This is a genomic window from Streptomyces sp. NRRL F-5727 (assembly GCF_000719555.1).
Taxonomy (GTDB): Bacteria; Actinomycetota; Actinomycetes; order Streptomycetales; family Streptomycetaceae; genus Streptomyces.
The window spans coordinates 119979-135045 of the sequence record NZ_JOGX01000013.1 but is presented as its reverse complement, the minus strand read 5'-3'; the positions used below and the strand labels follow the sequence as shown (position 1 = coordinate 135045).

The 15067-nt window shown below is 73.4% G+C and carries 19 protein-coding genes; 12 read left to right on the top strand and 7 right to left on the bottom strand.

The window, feature by feature from the left end; translation table 11 throughout:
• Together IF73_RS0112935 and IF73_RS0112930 are read right to left on the bottom strand one after the other, a co-directional pair.
• Positions 1-235: ferrochelatase (locus IF73_RS0112935; protein WP_031006921.1), on the bottom strand; the 235-nt coding region annotated here is incomplete at its 3' end.
• A gap of 305 nt (positions 236-540) precedes the next feature.
• A complete protein-coding gene (locus IF73_RS0112930; RefSeq protein ID WP_051716727.1) occupies positions 541-798 on the bottom strand; it encodes a DUF6479 family protein in 258 nt (85 codons plus the stop codon).
• 355 nt (positions 799-1153) lie between these two features.
• Here IF73_RS0112930 and IF73_RS0112925 point away from each other — a divergent pair, with 355 nt between their 5' ends.
• The 9 genes from IF73_RS0112925 (at position 1154) to IF73_RS0112890 (ending at position 8149) form a co-directional block, all read left to right on the top strand.
• Positions 1154-1387 (top strand): hypothetical protein, encoded by a 234-nt coding sequence (locus IF73_RS0112925; protein WP_031006916.1) that lies wholly within the window; start codon positions 1154-1156, stop codon positions 1385-1387.
• Between the two features lie 214 nt (positions 1388-1601).
• Positions 1602-1874: a sigma factor gene (locus IF73_RS42835; protein ID WP_078868044.1), complete on the top strand. Its 273-nt coding sequence runs from the start codon at positions 1602-1604 to the stop codon at positions 1872-1874.
• 152 nt (positions 1875-2026) lie between these two features.
• A complete protein-coding gene (locus tag IF73_RS0112920; protein ID WP_324616078.1) occupies positions 2027-2866 on the top strand; it encodes a HipA family kinase in 840 nt (279 codons plus the stop codon).
• Positions 2863-3246, top strand: a complete 384-nt coding sequence (locus IF73_RS0112915; RefSeq protein WP_031006913.1) for a DUF3037 domain-containing protein — start codon at positions 2863-2865, stop codon at positions 3244-3246. The genes IF73_RS0112920 and IF73_RS0112915 overlap by 4 nt, the downstream gene beginning before the upstream one ends.
• A gap of 297 nt (positions 3247-3543) precedes the next feature.
• Positions 3544-4305 carry a 3-oxoacyl-ACP reductase FabG gene (fabG, locus tag IF73_RS0112910; protein ID WP_031006911.1) on the top strand — a complete coding sequence of 254 codons (762 nt, stop codon included), beginning with the start codon at positions 3544-3546 and terminating at the stop codon, positions 4303-4305.
• 28 nt (positions 4306-4333) lie between these two features.
• Positions 4334-5101, top strand: a complete 768-nt coding sequence (locus IF73_RS0112905) for an SDR family oxidoreductase (RefSeq protein ID WP_031006909.1) — start codon at positions 4334-4336, stop codon at positions 5099-5101.
• A gap of 148 nt (positions 5102-5249) precedes the next feature.
• A complete protein-coding gene (locus IF73_RS0112900; protein WP_031006907.1) occupies positions 5250-6830 on the top strand; it encodes an ABC transporter substrate-binding protein in 1581 nt (526 codons plus the stop codon).
• A 90-nt stretch (positions 6831-6920) separates the two neighbouring features.
• Entirely contained in the window at positions 6921-7604 is a 684-nt protein-coding gene (gene ung, locus IF73_RS0112895; protein WP_031006904.1) for a uracil-DNA glycosylase, read from the top strand.
• 71 nt (positions 7605-7675) lie between these two features.
• Entirely contained in the window at positions 7676-8149 is a 474-nt protein-coding gene (locus tag IF73_RS0112890; protein ID WP_031006902.1) for a hypothetical protein, read from the top strand.
• 9 nt (positions 8150-8158) lie between these two features.
• Here the strand turns inward: IF73_RS0112890 and IF73_RS40405 are convergent, their stop codons facing one another.
• The 3 genes from IF73_RS40405 to IF73_RS0112875 form a co-directional block, all read right to left on the bottom strand.
• A complete protein-coding gene (locus IF73_RS40405) occupies positions 8159-8674 on the bottom strand; it encodes a hypothetical protein (RefSeq protein ID WP_234338220.1) in 516 nt (171 codons plus the stop codon).
• 94 nt (positions 8675-8768) lie between these two features.
• On the bottom strand, positions 8769-9308 hold the full coding sequence (locus IF73_RS0112880) for a DinB family protein (protein ID WP_107049241.1): 540 nt from the start codon (positions 9306-9308) through the stop codon (positions 8769-8771).
• A 32-nt stretch (positions 9309-9340) separates the two neighbouring features.
• Positions 9341-9958 carry a TetR/AcrR family transcriptional regulator gene (locus IF73_RS0112875; RefSeq protein WP_031006897.1) on the bottom strand — a complete coding sequence of 206 codons (618 nt, stop codon included), beginning with the start codon at positions 9956-9958 and terminating at the stop codon, positions 9341-9343.
• 163 nt (positions 9959-10121) lie between these two features.
• On the opposite strand from IF73_RS0112875, the gene IF73_RS0112870 reads away from it, so the two are divergent.
• Positions 10122-11315, top strand: a complete 1194-nt coding sequence (locus IF73_RS0112870) for an FAD-dependent monooxygenase (protein ID WP_031006895.1) — start codon at positions 10122-10124, stop codon at positions 11313-11315.
• A gap of 58 nt (positions 11316-11373) precedes the next feature.
• Positions 11374-12279: a Gfo/Idh/MocA family protein gene (locus IF73_RS0112865; protein WP_031006892.1), complete on the top strand. Its 906-nt coding sequence runs from the start codon at positions 11374-11376 to the stop codon at positions 12277-12279.
• Here the strand turns inward: IF73_RS0112865 and lnt are convergent.
• Together lnt and IF73_RS0112855 are read right to left on the bottom strand one after the other, a co-directional pair.
• Complete coding sequence (lnt, locus tag IF73_RS0112860; RefSeq protein WP_078868041.1) at positions 12224-13870, bottom strand: apolipoprotein N-acyltransferase; 1647 nt, start codon at positions 13868-13870, stop codon at positions 12224-12226. The genes IF73_RS0112865 and lnt overlap by 56 nt on opposite strands.
• A 56-nt stretch (positions 13871-13926) precedes the next feature.
• Positions 13927-14373 carry a nuclear transport factor 2 family protein gene (locus tag IF73_RS0112855; protein ID WP_031006888.1) on the bottom strand — a complete coding sequence of 149 codons (447 nt, stop codon included), beginning with the start codon at positions 14371-14373 and terminating at the stop codon, positions 13927-13929.
• A 78-nt stretch (positions 14374-14451) separates the two neighbouring features.
• Here IF73_RS0112855 and IF73_RS0112850 point away from each other — a divergent pair, with 78 nt between their 5' ends.
• Positions 14452-15045: a flavin reductase family protein gene (locus IF73_RS0112850; protein ID WP_031006886.1), complete on the top strand. Its 594-nt coding sequence runs from the start codon at positions 14452-14454 to the stop codon at positions 15043-15045.
• Positions 15046-15067: the final 22 nt, after the last annotated feature.

The following is a 15067-nucleotide window of genomic DNA, read 5'->3' as shown; positions in this document are numbered from 1 at the left end:
ACCCGGCGAAGTCGGTCCGCAGCGCGTCGAGCAGGGCGCGGTTCTGGCCGTTGATCGGGCTGACGCCGCCGAAGAGGAAGTAGTGCTGCCCCACCTCCTGGAGCCGCTCCCTGGGGATGCCGCGGCCGCGCGTCACGTTCTCCAGGAACGGGACGACGTCGTCCGGACCCTCGGGGCCGCCGAAGGAGAACAGCAGCAGGGCGTCGTACGGGGCGGGATCGTGCTGATCGGACACGGGACACATCCTCGTGGTGCGGTGGACGGATCAGTCCCGTACTTCCCTCTCCGGCGCGATCGGGATGCGCCCCGCCCCGAACGGGTCGGGTCACCGTTCGCACGCGCTGCTCATACCACAGCGTCCATTCGGCCCGCACGGCCGACGTCCTCGACACCATCCGGCGCGCCGGGCCCGACCGGCGGACATCCGCACGGCCCGCCGGGTCGGCGGAGACCTCGGCCGGTGCGTGACGCCCTGAGGCCCCCAGAGCGGCAGTCGGGCCGCCGCGCGCGCGGCGGCCCGACGTGACGCGAGGCCCCGCCTCAGTCGTCGTCGGCGGCGGTGACACGCTCCGTCCGTCCCCACAGTTGGTAGGGGCTGAGCCGCCGTGCGCCGTCGAGATGCGGAACGGCGACGGCGCGACGGAACTCCGAGATCTCTCCCGGCAGACGGTCGGTCGCGGGGCGGCGGGGCTGCTCGTGCGGGAGGGGCGGGGGCGTCGTTCCCCGCTGCAGACGGATGCCGAGGGCGAACCCGGCCACAAGCACGGCGACGACGATCAGTCCGATGAGGATGTGCATGGTGACCTCCGGGGAGGGAACGGACCATCACCCCCTCTACGCCGTGACCGCGCTCTTCGGATGCGCGGACCCGCCGCACCACACGACCGGCCGAACCCGGCGGGCGACCGGGCCTCCGGCTGCTGCTGCGCCGCGCCGTCAACGCGACGCCTCCACCGCGGTCACGACAGGCCGGTGGCGTCGACGTGACCGACGGGCACCCAAACGACCTCTATCGGTTCTTTTCGCATCCGGTCACGACCGGGCGAACGAACTCCCCGTGTGACGGCGACCGGCCCCGAACGGTCGCGCCGCACCGTCCCGGCAGGGGCGAGGGCCTCGTCCCCGTCGACCGCTCTCACCGGAAGGTCACTCGATGATCATCAAGAAGCTCCACGACGCCGGAGTCCGCAGCGAGCACGCGTATCTGGCCGCCGTCGGCTCGATCGGACTGTCGCTCGCCACCTGGCTGACCTCCAGCAAGCGCGAGAACCTCGAGCGGGCCGACCGCTGGGGGATCTTCGTGGGGGAATGGGCGCCCACGTTCTTCGCACTCGGTCTCGCCCTGGCGAACTACGAGCGCGACGAGACGGGGCATCCCGGTCTCTGATCCCCGACGCGGACGACGGCGCCGCGCACCCGGCCGATGGCCAGGGCGCGCGGCGCCGTTCCGCCGCGCCAACCCCCCGGCCGGAGGCCGACGGTTGGCGCCCGGGAGGACGGCGTGACCCGCGTGGCCGGGTGGGCACCTCTCTGCTGCCGCCTCGTCCCGAGGGACCCGTTACGGCGGTCGGCATCGCGACCGCTCTCCGTTCCCCGGATCGATCCGGAGACACTGGTACCCCCATGTCCTGCGCTGGGTCCGACACCGCTGCGTCGACGTCCACGACGCGGAGGACGTCGCCCCGCACGGGTTCACGCAGGTCTGGCTGCACTCCCACCGGTACTGTCCCCGCCGCGGAAACCTGGGGCCGTGGCCGTACGGCATCACGGCCCACGAGATCGCCCGGCGCCTCGGTCTGCCGATCGGTACGGTCGAGAGCCACGCCCGGAGGGCGCTGAAGTCGCCGGCCTCCGCCGCCACCGAGCGCGGATGACCGCCGCGGCGACCACACGTGTCCTGGCCCGCGGGCTGTGGCACTCCTCTCCTGTGATCACGCGCGGTTTATGCTCACTTCGTGCCGGAAGCCGGTGGCAAGGGGCGCGGCACCATCGATTACAAGATTGAAGAGATGGGTGGCCTGGGAAAGTGCTGCAAGAGGTCGTAGCAACCCGCTATGTCACGCCCTTGCGTGAGGGCGGCTCGCTCCCCGGGATCGTCGAGGCCGACGATCTCGGCACGTATGTCATGAAGTTCACCGGCGCCGGTCAGGGCCGCAAGACCCTCGTCGCCGAGGTGATCTGCGGGCAGCTCGCCCGGCGGCTCGGGCTGCGCGTGCCCGAGCTGGTCACCATCCAGCTCGACCCGGTCATCGGGCTCTCCGAGCCCGACCAGGAGGTGCAGGAGCTGCTCAAGGCGAGCGGCGGGCTCAATCTCGGCATGGACTTCCTTCCCGGCTCGCTGGGCTTCGACCCGCTGGCCTACGAGGTGGACCCGGCGGAGGCCGGGAAGGTCGTGTGGTTCGACGCGATCGTCAACAACGTGGACCGCTCCTGGCGCAATCCGAACATGCTCGTGTGGCACGGCGACCTCTGGCTCATCGACCACGGCGCCACCATGATCTGGCACCACAACTGGGCGGGCGCCGCCGCCTCCGCCGCCAGGCCGTACGACGCCTCAGACCACGCCCTCGCGCCCTTCGCCCCGGACGTCGCCGCCGCTGCCGCCGAGCTGGCCCCGCTCGTCACCCGGGAGCTGCTCGACGAGGTCGCCGCCGACGTGCCCGACGAGTGGCTGGTGGACGAGCCCGGCTTCGACTCCACCGACGCGGTGCGCGCCGCCTACGTGGAGGCGCTGCTGCCCCGCGCGGCCACCATCCACGAGCGGATCACCCTCGGTCCGCGCACCGACCGCCGGCCGCAGCAGCCGCCCGGCTGGCTCGCCGAACGCCTCGCCCCCCGCCCCGGCCAGAAGGACAGCACGACGTGACCGACCGCGATGTCTTCGAGTACGCGCTGCTGCGCGTGGTGCCGCGCGTCGAGCGCGGCGAGTGCTTCAACGCGGGCGTGGTCGTCTACTGCCGGGCGCGTTCCTTCGTCGCCGCCCGCACCCACCTCGACGAGGCCAAGCTGGCCGCGCTCGACCCGGCCGCCGACGTCACCGGCGTCCGCGCGGCGCTGCGCGCCGTGGAGGGCGTCTGCCTGGGCGGCGACGCGGCCGGGCAGGCCGCCCAGGACGACGCCGGGCGGCGCTTCCGGTGGCTGATCGCGCCGCGCTCCACGGTGGTCCAGCCGGGCCCGGTCCACACCGGCCTGACCGGCGACCCCGAGGCCGAGGTGGAGCGCCTGCTGGATCTGCTCGTCCGCTAGCCCGTCGTGCCGCGCGGTCTCGTCCACCGGGCGGGCTCGTCCACCGGGGCTCGTCCACCGGGGCTCGTCCACCGGCCGGTCTCGTCCACCGGGCGCTCTCGCCCGCCGGGCGGCGCTTCTCCTCGGACGGGTGAGGGCGCCCGTCCGCCGTGTGACGGCGGAGTGACAGGGTGCACCCGGTGGGCCGTTGACACCGGGTGCCAGGGCTTCTAGCGTCTCGTCCTGCGGTCGATACTAAGCGGTCGCTCATGAGCCCGGGAGAGAGCCCGGGAACCCTGAGGGCGAGGAGAAGCAAGCATGTCCACCACCGAGCAGCGCGTAGCCGTCGTCACCGGTGCCGCACGGGGCATCGGCGCCGCCACCGCGATCCGCCTCGCGGCCGAGGGCCGCGCCGTCGCCGTCCTCGACCTCGACGAGGCGGCCTGCAAGGACACCGTCGAGAAGATCACCGCCGCCGGCGGCCGCGCCCTCGCGGTCGGCTGCGACGTCTCCGACGGCGCCCAGGTGGAGGCCGCGATCGCCCGCGTCGTCGCCGAGCTCGGGGCGCCCACGATCCTGGTCAACAACGCCGGCGTCCTCCGCGACAACCTCCTCTTCAAGATGGACGAGGCCGACTGGGACCTCGTCATGAACGTGCACCTCAAGGGCGCGTTCCTGATGGCGAAGGCATGTCAGAAGCACATGGTGGACGCGGGCTTCGGCCGGATCGTCTCGCTCTCCTCCTCCTCGGCGCTCGGCAACCGCGGCCAGGCCAACTACTCCGCGGTCAAGGCCGGCCTCCAGGGCTTCACCAAGACGCTCGCCAAGGAGCTCGGCAAGTTCGGCGTCACCGCCAACGCCGTCGCCCCCGGCTTCATCGTCACCGAGATGACCGCCCAGACCGCCGAGCGCGTCGGCATGGGCTTCGAGGAGTTCCAGGCCGCCGCCGCCTCCATGATCCCGGTCCAGCGGGTGGGCCGCCCCGAGGACGTCGCCAACGCCATCGCCTTCTTCACGGGCGACGACGCCGGCTTCGTCTCCGGCCAGGTCATGTACGTGGCCGGCGGCCCGCTCAACTGACCCGGCGCGGCGAGAGAGGAAGCGCGAGATGACCGCACAGCAGCCGCCGGAGCTCTCCGGCAGGGTCGCACTCGTCACCGGCGCCAGCCGGGGCATCGGCTACGGGATCGCCGAGGCGCTCGTCGCCCGCGGCGACCGGGTCGTCATCACCGGGCGCGGCGAGGACGCCCTCAAGGAGGCCGTGGAGCGCCTCGGGTCCGACCGGGCCGTCGGGGTGGCCGGCAAGGCCCACGACACCGCCCACCAGGCAGCCGCGGTGGCGGCCGCGATGGACGCCTTCGGCCGTGTCGACTACCTGGTGAACAACGCCGGTACGAATCCGGTCTTCGGGCCCATCGCGGACCTCGACCTGGACGTGGCGCGCAAGGTCTTCGAGACGAATGTCGTCTCGGCGCTCGGATTCGCACAGCGGACCTGGCACGCCTGGCAGAAGGATAACGGCGGCGCGATCGTGAACATCGCCTCCGTCGCCGGAATCTCCGCCTCCCCCTTCATCGGGGCGTACGGGGTCAGCAAGGCCGCGATGATCAATCTGACCCAGCAGCTCGCGCACGAATTCGCGCCGGTGGTCCGGGTGAACGCCATCGCGCCCGCCGTCGTGAAGACGAAATTCGCGGAGGCGCTCTACGAGGGCCGGGAGGCCGAGGCGGCCGCCGCCTACCCGATGGGCCGGCTGGGCGTGCCGGAGGACATCGGGGGCGCCGCCGCCTTCCTGACCTCGGACCAGGCGGGATGGATCACCGGTCAGACGCTCGTCGTCGACGGGGGCATTTTCCTGAACGCCGGAGTCGGGTGACCGATAACCGGACACTCTCCGGATTTCCTGTCCGGATTGGCCCCGGTTGCCTATCGATCGTCTCAAGTGCCCCGCCGGGCTCACCCATTGACCTGGCGGGGTACTGCGGTATCGTCGGCCGACCCCAGGCTGAACGAGGAGCGTGCACGTGTTCAACCGGACGAGTCTGCAGGCCGCTGCAGCCCTTGCGTCCATATCCCTGGTATCCGGATGCGGTGTTTTCTCGGATACCGAGTCCGCCGGGGAGCAGAGGATCACGATCGGGACGACGAGTTCTCCCACGACACTCGATCCCGCGGCTTCCTGGGACAATTCCTGGGAGCTTTTCAGGAACGTCTACCAGACCCTGGTGAGCTTCCCGACGGGAAGCACCACACCGAAGCCGGACGCGGCCGAATGCAAATTCACGGACACGTCCAGCCGGGTCTTCGAATGCACGCTTCTCGAGGGGCTCACGTTCTCCAACGGCCACAAGCTCGACGCCAAGGCCGTGCAGTACTCGATCGAGCGCATCCGCACGATCGACGCCGAGGGCGGCCCCAACGGCATGCTCGGCTCGCTCGACACCATCGAGACGGTCGGCGACCGCACGGTCGTCTTCAAGCTGAACAAGGCCGACGCGACCTTCCCCTTCGTCCTCGCCACCCCGGCGATGTCGATCGTGGACCCGGCCGAGTACCCGGCCGACCAGCTCCGCAAGCAGGACGGCAAGATCGCCGGCTCCGGCCCGTACGTGCTGGACGGCTACGAGGTGCGCAAGCAGGCCGAGCTGTCCCGCAACCCGAACTACAAGGGCTTCGCCGACCGCAAGAACGGCGGCGTGACCATCAAGTACTTCGACCAGTCGGAGGCGATGGTCAAGGCGCTGCGCGACGAGGAGATCGACGCCACCTACCGCGGTCTGACCGCCGAGGAGGTGACCTCGCTCCAGGACGACGACGAGGCGAACAAGGGCCTCCAGCTCGTCGAGTCCACCGGCGCCGACATCCGCTACCTGGTCTTCAACACCGAGGACGAGTCGGTCGCCGACCCGGCCGTCCGCCGGGCCGTCGCCCAGGTCGTGGACCGCGACGAACTGGTCAGCAAGGTCTACCGGGGCACCGCCGAGCCGCTGTACTCGATGGTCCCCAAGGGCATCGCCGCGCACACCACCAAGTTCTTCGACACCTACGGCCACCCCGACAAGGCCAAGGCGAAGAAGATCCTGCGCGAGGCGGGCATCACCGAGAAGGTCGAGCTCAGCTTCTGGTACACGACGGACCGGTACGGCTCCTCGACGGCCGCCGAGTTCGCCGAGCTGAAGCGCCAGCTGGAGGCGTCCGGCCTCTTCAAGGTCACCGTCCAGGGCAAGCCGTGGACCGAGTACCAGGCCGCCTACCAGCAGGGCGAGTACCCCGTCTTCGGCCGAGGCTGGTTCCCGGACTTCCCGGACCCGGACAACTTCGTCGCCCCCTTCGTCGGCAAGAAGAACGTCCTCGGCACGCCCTACCTGAGCCCGCGGATCACCGACGAGCTGCTGCCCAAGTCGCGCCGCGAGAGCGACCGCGGAGCCGTCGGCGACGAGTTCGAGGAGGCTCAGTCGATCATGGTCGAGGACGTGCGGCTGCTGCCCCTGTGGCAGGGCAAGCTGTACATCGCGGCCCGTGAGGACATCGGCGGCGGCGAGCGCGCGCTCGACCCGCAGACCGTCATGCAGCTGTGGGAGCTGCACCGCCGGGCCAGCTGGTAGCCGCCGCCGCGGGAGCCCGCCGGGGCCCGATGTCAGTGGGCCCCGGTAGGTTCCGTGGTGGAACTGCCGAACCACCGGAGGTTGTGGACCGTGACCGACATCAACATGCTGCCCGAGTCCTGGCGGGGCGTCCTCGGCGACGAGCTGGCCAAGCCGTACTTCGCCCAGCTCACCGAGTTCGTCGAGCAGGAGCGGGCCGCCGGACCGGTCTACCCGCCGAAGGACGAGGTCTTCGCGGCCCTGTCCGCCACGCCGTACGACAAGGTGAAGGTCCTGATCCTCGGTCAGGACCCGTACCACGGCGAGGGCCAGGGCCACGGCCTGTGCTTCTCCGTCCGCCCCGGGGTGAAGACCCCGCCGTCGCTGCGGAACATCTACAAGGAGATGCAGGCCGAGCTGGGCCACCCGATCCCGGACAACGGCTATCTGATGCCGTGGGCCGAGCAGGGCGTCCTGCTGCTCAACGCGGTCCTGACCGTCCGCGCCGGCGAGGCGAACTCGCACAAGGGCAAGGGCTGGGAGAAGTTCACCGACGCCGTCATCACGGCCGTCGCCTCCCGGCCGGACCCGGCCGTCTTCGTCCTCTGGGGCAACTACGCCCAGAAGAAGCTCCCCCTCATCGACGAGGAGCGGCACGTCGTGGTGAAGGGCGCCCACCCCTCGCCGCTGTCGGCGAAGAAGTTCTTCGGCTCCAAGCCGTTCACCCAGATCGACGCGGCCGTCGCCGCCCAGGGCCACGAGCCGATCGACTGGCGCATCCCCGACCTCGGCTGAGCCTCGGCGGGATCGGGGCCGCGGCCGGTTAGCGTCGGAGCTCCACGCAGTGCGAGCGCCGGGAGGCCGCGGTGACCGAGCAGCAGCGGACGTCGGACGAGGCCGTCCTGACCAGGATCGGGCAGGCCAGGATGCTGCTCCACGGGGGAGACCGCGAAGAGGCCCGCAACCGCCTCGGCGTCCTGTGGCAGCAGCTCGGCCCCGACGGGGACCCGCTGCACCGCTGCACCCTCGCCCACTACCTGGCGGACACCCAGGACGACCCGGACACCGAACTGGCGTGGGACCTGCGCGCCCTCAGCGCCGCCGACGGCCTGGAGGACGGACGGCTCGCCGCGCACGACTCGGCCGCCGCCCTGCGCGCCCTCTACCCCTCGCTCCACCTCAACCTCGCCGCCGACTACGCCAAGCTGAGCCGGCCGGACGCCGCGCGGGCCCATCTCGAACGGGCCCGCGCCGCCTCCGAGGCCCTCGACGACGACCGGTACGGGAGGGGCGTCCGGGCCGCTATCGAGCACCTGGACCGGCGGCTCCGCGAGGGGTGAGGGCGGGGCTCACCGCTCGTACGTGTCCCGGCAGAGCCCGGCCTGCACGCTCGCCGGGTCCCAGCCCCCGTACCGCTCGCCCAGGTCGCACACGTCCTTCCGGGAGACCGGGGGCGCCTCCCGCAACTGCTCCGCCACCCGCTCCAGCTCCCGGACCTCGGGCACGGGCGGCCGCGGGGGCCGGACCGCCTCGGGCCGGGCCGCAGGGCGCCGGGTGGCGCGGGCGGACGGCTCGGGGGAGGGGGTACGGGACGGGGCGGCGTGACCGGTGGCGCGGCGGGTCTCGCCGCGCGGCGGGGCGGTGGTCGGGGCCGGGGACGGGAGGGCCGCTTCGAGCGCCTCCCGGGCCGGTCCCTGGAGGACGATCTGCGGCTCCACGTCCTGGACGGGGCGTACGGGATCGGTGGTGGGCGCGGGGGCCGGCGCGGGCGCCGGGGGCGGCCCGTCGACGGCCACGCACCCGGTCAGGGCGACGGCGACGGCCGCCCCGGCCAGGAGGCGCGCGGGGGTTCGGGTTCGGTGCACCCGCGCCACTCTGCTGGTCCGGCGCCGATCTTCGAACCCCTACCGGCGGGGAATGCCCCGCACGGGTGAGCGTCCGGTCACCCTCCTTGACCGGTCAGGCGCCGGTGGCGCCGTCGATGCGCTCGCGGATGAGGTCGGCGTGGCCGTTGTGCCGCGCGTACTCCTCGATCATGTGGAGGTAGATCCAGCGCAGGTTGATCAGGTCGCCGGTGCGGTGGTGGGCGCCCGCGCCGAGGTCGTCGAGGTCGTGGCGGGCGGCGAGCTCGCGGGCGTGGGCGATCTCGCCCTGCCAGGTGGCGTACGCCTCCTCGTAGGTGTCGCCGTCGGTGGTGTGGATGTCCCGGTCGAAGTCCTCGTCGGTGGCGTAGAGCCACCCGGTCTCCTCGCCGCCCAGGACCTTGCGGAACCAGCCGCGCTCGACCTCCGCCATGTGGCGGACCAGGCCCAGCAGATTGAGCTCGGAGGGCGGGACCGAGACGGCGCGCAGCTGCTCGTCGGTGAGGCCCGCGCACTTCATCGCGAGGGTCGCGCGATGGAACTCGAGCCACTGCTCCAGTGCCTGGCGCTCACCCGTCGTGGTGGCGGGCCAGACGCGCTCGGGTACGGCGGTGTGATCGGTGGTCATATGGGGCATCGTGGCGGACCACCGGGGCCGGCGCCAGCGGTTTAGCGTGACGGCCCGGTGAGCATTCCGCGCAGCAACTCGTCGAAGCCGGTCCGCAGTTCCGCGCGGCTCGGCACGGCCGCGTGGAACGAGCCGGCGGCGCAGGAGAACATCAGCCCCTCGCACCAGGCGATCACCGAGAGCGCGTGCCGCTCCGGCGTCGGCGAACCGGCGCCGCGCATCATCGCGGTCACCGGGTCGTGGAAGGCCGAGCCGGTCCGGTCGAAGAAGCCACGCAGCTCGGGGCGGCGGGTCGCCTCCAGGGCCAGCTCGTAGCGGGAGACCAGCAGCGCCCGGTGGTCCGTCAGATAGCGGTGCAGCGCGAGCGCGAGGGCGTCCGCGAGGAGCGCCGGGCCCGCGCCGGGCGGCGGCAGTTCGTCCGGCGTGAGGACCTGCGCCTCGCGCTCGGCCTGCCGGCGCACCGCCGTCTCCAGGAGGGCCTGGCGGGTGCGCGCGTGGTTGGAGGTCGAGCCCTGCGGCAGTCCGGCCCGCTCGTCCACCGCGCGGTGGGTCAGCCCGCGCATCCCGCGCTCCACCAGCAGGTCGAGCGCCGCGTCGCCGATCCGCTCGGCGCGGGTCGGGGGAGTGGGGGCGGCCGGTTCCTGGGTGCGCGCGGTCATGGGGACAACCTACCCATCGCCATCCGACTACACCTGTAGTACGGTCGGAGCGTCCAGCCGACTACAGCTGTAGTTCCGGTGGTCGCCGGCGTTCCCGACCCGCCCCGGGCCGAGGTCGCCGTCGTCCCTGCCCGGCCGATCCGTCCGACCCGAGGGAGCCTTCATGCCGCAGCACCGTGCCGTCGTCCTGGGAGCGGGCATCGGCGGCCTCACCGCCGCCGTCGCCCTCCACCGACGCGGCTGGGCCGTCACCGTCCTCGAACGCGCCGCCGACCTCGCCCCCGTCGGCGCCGGCATCGGCCTCGCCCCCAACGCCCTGCGCGCCCTCGACGTCATCGGCCTCGGCGACCGCGTCCGCGCGCTCGCCGCCTGGCAGGGCGCCGGCGGGATGCGCTCCCCGGACGGCCGCTGGCTCGCCCGCACCGACGCCCGCGCCGCCGCCGCCCGCTTCGGCGACCCCCTCGTCCTCCTCCACCGCGCCACGCTCGTCGAACTCCTCGTCTCCGCCCTGCCCGCCGACACGGTCCGCACCGGCGCGCCCGCCACGCTCGACCACCCCGGCGACGCCGGCACCCCCGCCCGCGTCACCACCCCCGACGGCACCCTGGAGGCCGAACTCGTCGTCGCCGCCGACGGGATCCGCTCCGCCGCCCGCGCCGCGCTCTTCCCCGCCCACCCCGGGCCCCGCTACTCCGGCTGCACCACCTGGCGGCTCGTCATCCCCGCCCCCGCCCAGCCCTTCGCCCCGCACGAGACCTGGGGCGCCGGACGCCTCTGGGGGACCCAGCCCCTCAAGGACGGCCGGATCTACGCGTACGCCATGGCCGCCGCGCCCGCCGGCGCCCAGGCCCCCGACAGCGAGCTCGCCGAACTCCTCCGGCTCTTCGGCGACTGGCACCACCCGGTGCCCGAGATCCTCGCCGCCGCCGACCCCGACGCGGTCCTGCGGCACGACGTGCACCACCTCACCGACCCGCTGCCCGCCTACCACCAGGGCCGCACCGCGCTCCTCGGCGACGCGGCGCACGCGATGATGCCCTCCCTCGGACAGGGCGGGAACCAGGCCGTCGAGGACGCCGTCGTGCTCGCCCACCACGCCCGCACCCCCGACGCCTTCGACCCGGGCCGGGACCTCGCCGCGTACACCGCCGACCGGCTGCCCCGCACCACCGCGATCGTCCGCAAGGCGGCCCGCACCGGCGCCCTCACCCTCGTCTCGGCCCGCCCCGCCGTCGCCCTGCGCGACACGCTCGTCCGGACCGTCTCACGCTTCGGACCGGGCTTCGTCCTCCGTGGCTTCGACGGCATCGCCGACTGGCGTCCGCCGCTCGACGCCGACCCGTCCCGCGTAAGCTGACCTGCGGGAACGGCCCGTGAGCCAGGGGCCGTCGGAGCACCGCAGAGGGAGACACCCCGTGAAGATCGGCTGCATCGGACTCGGCGACATCGCCCAGAAGGCGTACCTGCCCGTCCTCGCCACCCTCCCCGGAGTCGAACTCCACCTCCAGACCCGCACCCCCGCCACCCTGGACCGGGTCGCCGACACCCTCCACCTGCCGCCCACCCGCCGCCACCGGGACCTCGACTCGCTGCTCTCCGCCGGGCTCGACGCGGCCTTCGTGCACGCCTCCACCGCCGCCCACGCCGAGATCGCCGGCCGCCTCCTCGACGCCGGCGTCGCCACCTACGTCGACAAGCCGCTCGCCTACGCGTACGCCGACTCCGAGCGGATCGTCGAACTCGCCGAGAAGCGGAACGTCTCGCTCGCCGTCGGCTTCAACCGGCGCCTCGCCCCCGGCTACGCCCAGTGCCTCGACCACCCGCGCGAGCTGATCCTGCTGCAGAAGAACCGCATCGGGCTCCCCGAGGACCCGCGCGTCATGGTCCTCGACGACTTCATCCACGTCGTCGACACCCTCCGCTTCCTGCTCCCCGGCGAGGCCGACCACATCGACGTCCGCGCCCGGATCCGCGACGGCCTGATGCACCACGTGGTGCTCCAGCTCTCCGGCGACGGCTTCACCGCCATCGGCATGATGAACCGGATGAACGGCTCCACCGAGGAGGTCCTGGAGGTCTCCGGCCAGGACACCAAGCGCCAGGTCCTCAACCTTGCCGAGGTCGTCGACCACAAGGGCCAGCCCACCGTCCGCCGACGCGGCGACTGGGTCCCGGTGGCCCGCCAGCGCGGCATCGAGCAGGCCGTGCTCGCCTTCCTCGACGCCGTCCGCGACGGCCGGGTGCTCAGCGCCCGCGACGCGCTGCTCACCCACGCCCTGTGCGAGCGCGTCGTCCGCGACGCCCTGGAGCAGGCCGCCTGAGCGCCCCGCCGCCCGCCGCCGCGCACACCGCGCCGACGACGACGAACGCCCCGTACAGCGGCCAGTCGCCCCAGCGGGCGTAGACCGTCGTCGTCTCCGACAGGGGCAGTTCCCGTACGACGGCGCCGCTCGTGTCCGTGCCGACGGGCGGTCCCACGCGCTCGCCGTCGGGGCCGTACGCGGCGCTGGTCCCGGTCAGCGTCGCGTGCACCACCGGGCGGCCCGTCTCCGCCGCCCGGAGCGCGGCGAGCGAGGCGTGTTGTGCGGGTGCCCAACTCCGCTGGAAGGTGCTGGTCGCCGACTGCACCACGATCACGTCGGCGCCGTCCCGCGCCAGACGGCGGCTCATGTCGGGGAACGCGGACTCGAAACAGACCAGTGGGCCGACGGACAGCGTCCGCCCGTCCTCGGGCAGCTGCATCACGACCGGTTCCGTGCCCCGGCGCCGGTCCTCCTCCGCGGCCTTGCCCACGGACGTCGCCCAGCCGAGCAGCCCCCGGGCCGGCACGTACTCGCCGAACGGCACCAGCCGCATCTTGTCGTACCGGTCACCGGTCGGGCCGTCGGGCGTGAACAGCAGCGCGCTCTTGTAGATGCCGGGACGGTCCGTGCGCCGCGCGTCCACGTTCACCAGGACCGGCGCGTCCACCGCCCGCGCGAGAGCGGTGAGCCGCGCGGTCAGCTCCGGATCGCCGGACGGGTCCCGGCCCACCCCGCTCTCGCCCCACACCACCAGGTCGAGCCGCTGCCCGGCGAGGCCGCGGGTCAGCTCGACGGCCCGGTCCAGCCGTGCCTCGGCCCCGCCCGGCCCGCCGTGCAGCCCCGGCTGCACCATCGCCACCCGCACCGCGCCGGACGGGCGCGGCACCCCGACGCCCCACGCCGCCGTCCCCGCCACCAGCGCGCAGGCGGCGAGCCCCGCCACACCCACCGCCCGCAGCCCCGGGACGGCGACCAGCAGCACCACGGCCGTGTTGACCGCCACCACCAGCAGGCTCACCAGCCACACCCCGCCCACCGACGCCAGACGCAGCGCCACCGGCACGTTCCACTGGCTCGCGCCCAGCAGCCCCCACGGCCCGCCCAGCCCCTCCCACGACCGCACCAGCTCGATCAGCAGCCACCCCGACGGCACCGCGCACAGCGCGGCGGCGGCCCGCGCCGGTGTCGGCGCCCCGCCGAGCAGCGCCCGTACGAGCACCCCCCACGGCAGCCACAGCAGCCCCAGCAGCGCCGCCATCACCAGCAGGAAGACATGGACGCTCGGCAGCAGCCAGTGGTGCACGGCCAGCAGGAAGCCGACGCCGCCGCACCACCCGTCCAGCGCGGCGCGGCGCGCGCCCGGGGCCGTCCGCACCAGCATCATCCACGGCACCAGGCAGACGTACGCCGCCCACCACAGGCCGGGAGCGGGGAAGACGAGTACCGGCAGCGCGCCGAGGACGACGGCGAGCAGCGACCGCGGCAGCCCGGCGGCCCGGCGCCGGCCGGCGCGGCCGCGGCCGCCCGGATCCGCGCCGGGACCGGCGTCCGGTTCCGGTTCCGTGTCCGGTGCGGGGTGCTGCTCCGCGCGCCCGAAGGGGTTCCGCATGGCGTTCCTCCCGCCGTCGCCTCCAGTCTGCGCCCGCCCGCCGGGATCGGCCCCGGTCAGGGGAGCCGGCGCCAGCGTTCCTCGACGACGACCGAGCGCAGCCGCCAGCCGTCCGGGGTGCGGCGGGCGGCGAAGGCGTACCGGCCGCCGCAGACGAAGTCGTCGCCGGAGACCGTCCGCATCGGGTTGACGTAGTCGGCGCGGACGTCGGCCGTGTCGCCGGTCTCGGCATAGCCGCCGGGCCGGAGCAGCGTCACCCGCCGGTTGACGATGAGGTGCTGGCGTACCGGGAAGAGGTTCATCGTCTCCGCCAGCCAGTCGGCCACCTCGGCCGCGGGCCCCTCGATGCCGCCGGAGCCGGTGTAGTCGGCGCGTCCGTCGGGGGTGAAGAGGGCCCGGTAGGCGGTCCAGTCGGCGTCGTCCACGGCCACCGCGTATCCGGTGACCAGGTCCTCCACGGCGAGCCGGTCCATCACGTTCGCGAGGTCCACGCGCTGCGTCATCGCCTCAGTGTCGGGCAGCGGGCGTGCGGGGCCAAGAGGCGTGCGCCCCCTGTCCCGTGCGACGGTCATACTGGCCGGATGCGCATCGACGTCGACCCGTCCCAGACCGACCCCACCTCCGTCTACCGGCTGCTGACCGCGACGGTCGTCCCCCGGCCCATCGCCTGGGTGTCCACGGTCTCCGCCGACGGCACGGACAACCTCGCCCCGCACTCGTTCTTCACCATCGCCTCGGTGAACCCGCCGGTCGTGCAGTTCACCTCGGTCGGCCGGAAGGACTCGCTGCGCAACGTGGAGGAGACCGGCGCGTTCGTGGTGAACCTCGCCCCCGAGGGCCTCTTCGAGCGGATCAACGCCACGGCGACGGACTTCCCGCGCGGGACGAGCGAGTTCGACGCCTGCGGCGTGGAGCGCGAGCCCAGCCTGCGGGTGAAGGCCCCGCGGGTGGCCGCGTCCCCGGTGGCCCTGGAGTGCGAGCTGCACAGCACGCTCCGGATCGGGGACTCGACGGTGGTCTTCGGGCGCGTGGTGCACGTGGCCGTCGACGAGGTGTACATGACGGACGGCCACCCGGAGATCACCCGGATGCGCCCGCTGACCCGGCTCGGCCGCAACGAGTGGGGCACCCTCGGCGGCGTCCGCGAGATCGCCCGCGTCCCGTACCAGGGCTGAGCGGCGCCGGAAACGGGACCGG

Excerpts from the sequence above, each read along its gene's own strand:
- IF73_RS0112930 (WP_051716727.1), bottom strand. The coding sequence starts at position 798 with ATGCACATCCTCATCGGACTGATCGTCGTCGCCGTGCTTGTGGCCGGG.
- IF73_RS0112925 (WP_031006916.1), top strand. The coding sequence starts at position 1,154 with ATGATCATCAAGAAGCTCCACGACGCCGGAGTCCGCAGCGAGCACGCG.
- fabG (WP_031006911.1), top strand. The coding sequence starts at position 3,544 with ATGTCCACCACCGAGCAGCGCGTAGCCGTCGTCACCGGTGCCGCACGG.
- IF73_RS0112905 (WP_031006909.1), top strand. The coding sequence starts at position 4,334 with ATGACCGCACAGCAGCCGCCGGAGCTCTCCGGCAGGGTCGCACTCGTC.
- IF73_RS0112880 (WP_107049241.1), bottom strand. The coding sequence starts at position 9,308 with ATGCCCCATATGACCACCGATCACACCGCCGTACCCGAGCGCGTCTGG.
- IF73_RS0112875 (WP_031006897.1), bottom strand. The coding sequence starts at position 9,958 with ATGACCGCGCGCACCCAGGAACCGGCCGCCCCCACTCCCCCGACCCGC.
- IF73_RS0112870 (WP_031006895.1), top strand. The coding sequence starts at position 10,122 with ATGCCGCAGCACCGTGCCGTCGTCCTGGGAGCGGGCATCGGCGGCCTC.
- lnt (WP_078868041.1), bottom strand. The coding sequence starts at position 13,870 with ATGCGGAACCCCTTCGGGCGCGCGGAGCAGCACCCCGCACCGGACACG.
- IF73_RS0112855 (WP_031006888.1), bottom strand. The coding sequence starts at position 14,373 with ATGACGCAGCGCGTGGACCTCGCGAACGTGATGGACCGGCTCGCCGTG.
- IF73_RS0112850 (WP_031006886.1), top strand. The coding sequence starts at position 14,452 with ATGCGCATCGACGTCGACCCGTCCCAGACCGACCCCACCTCCGTCTAC.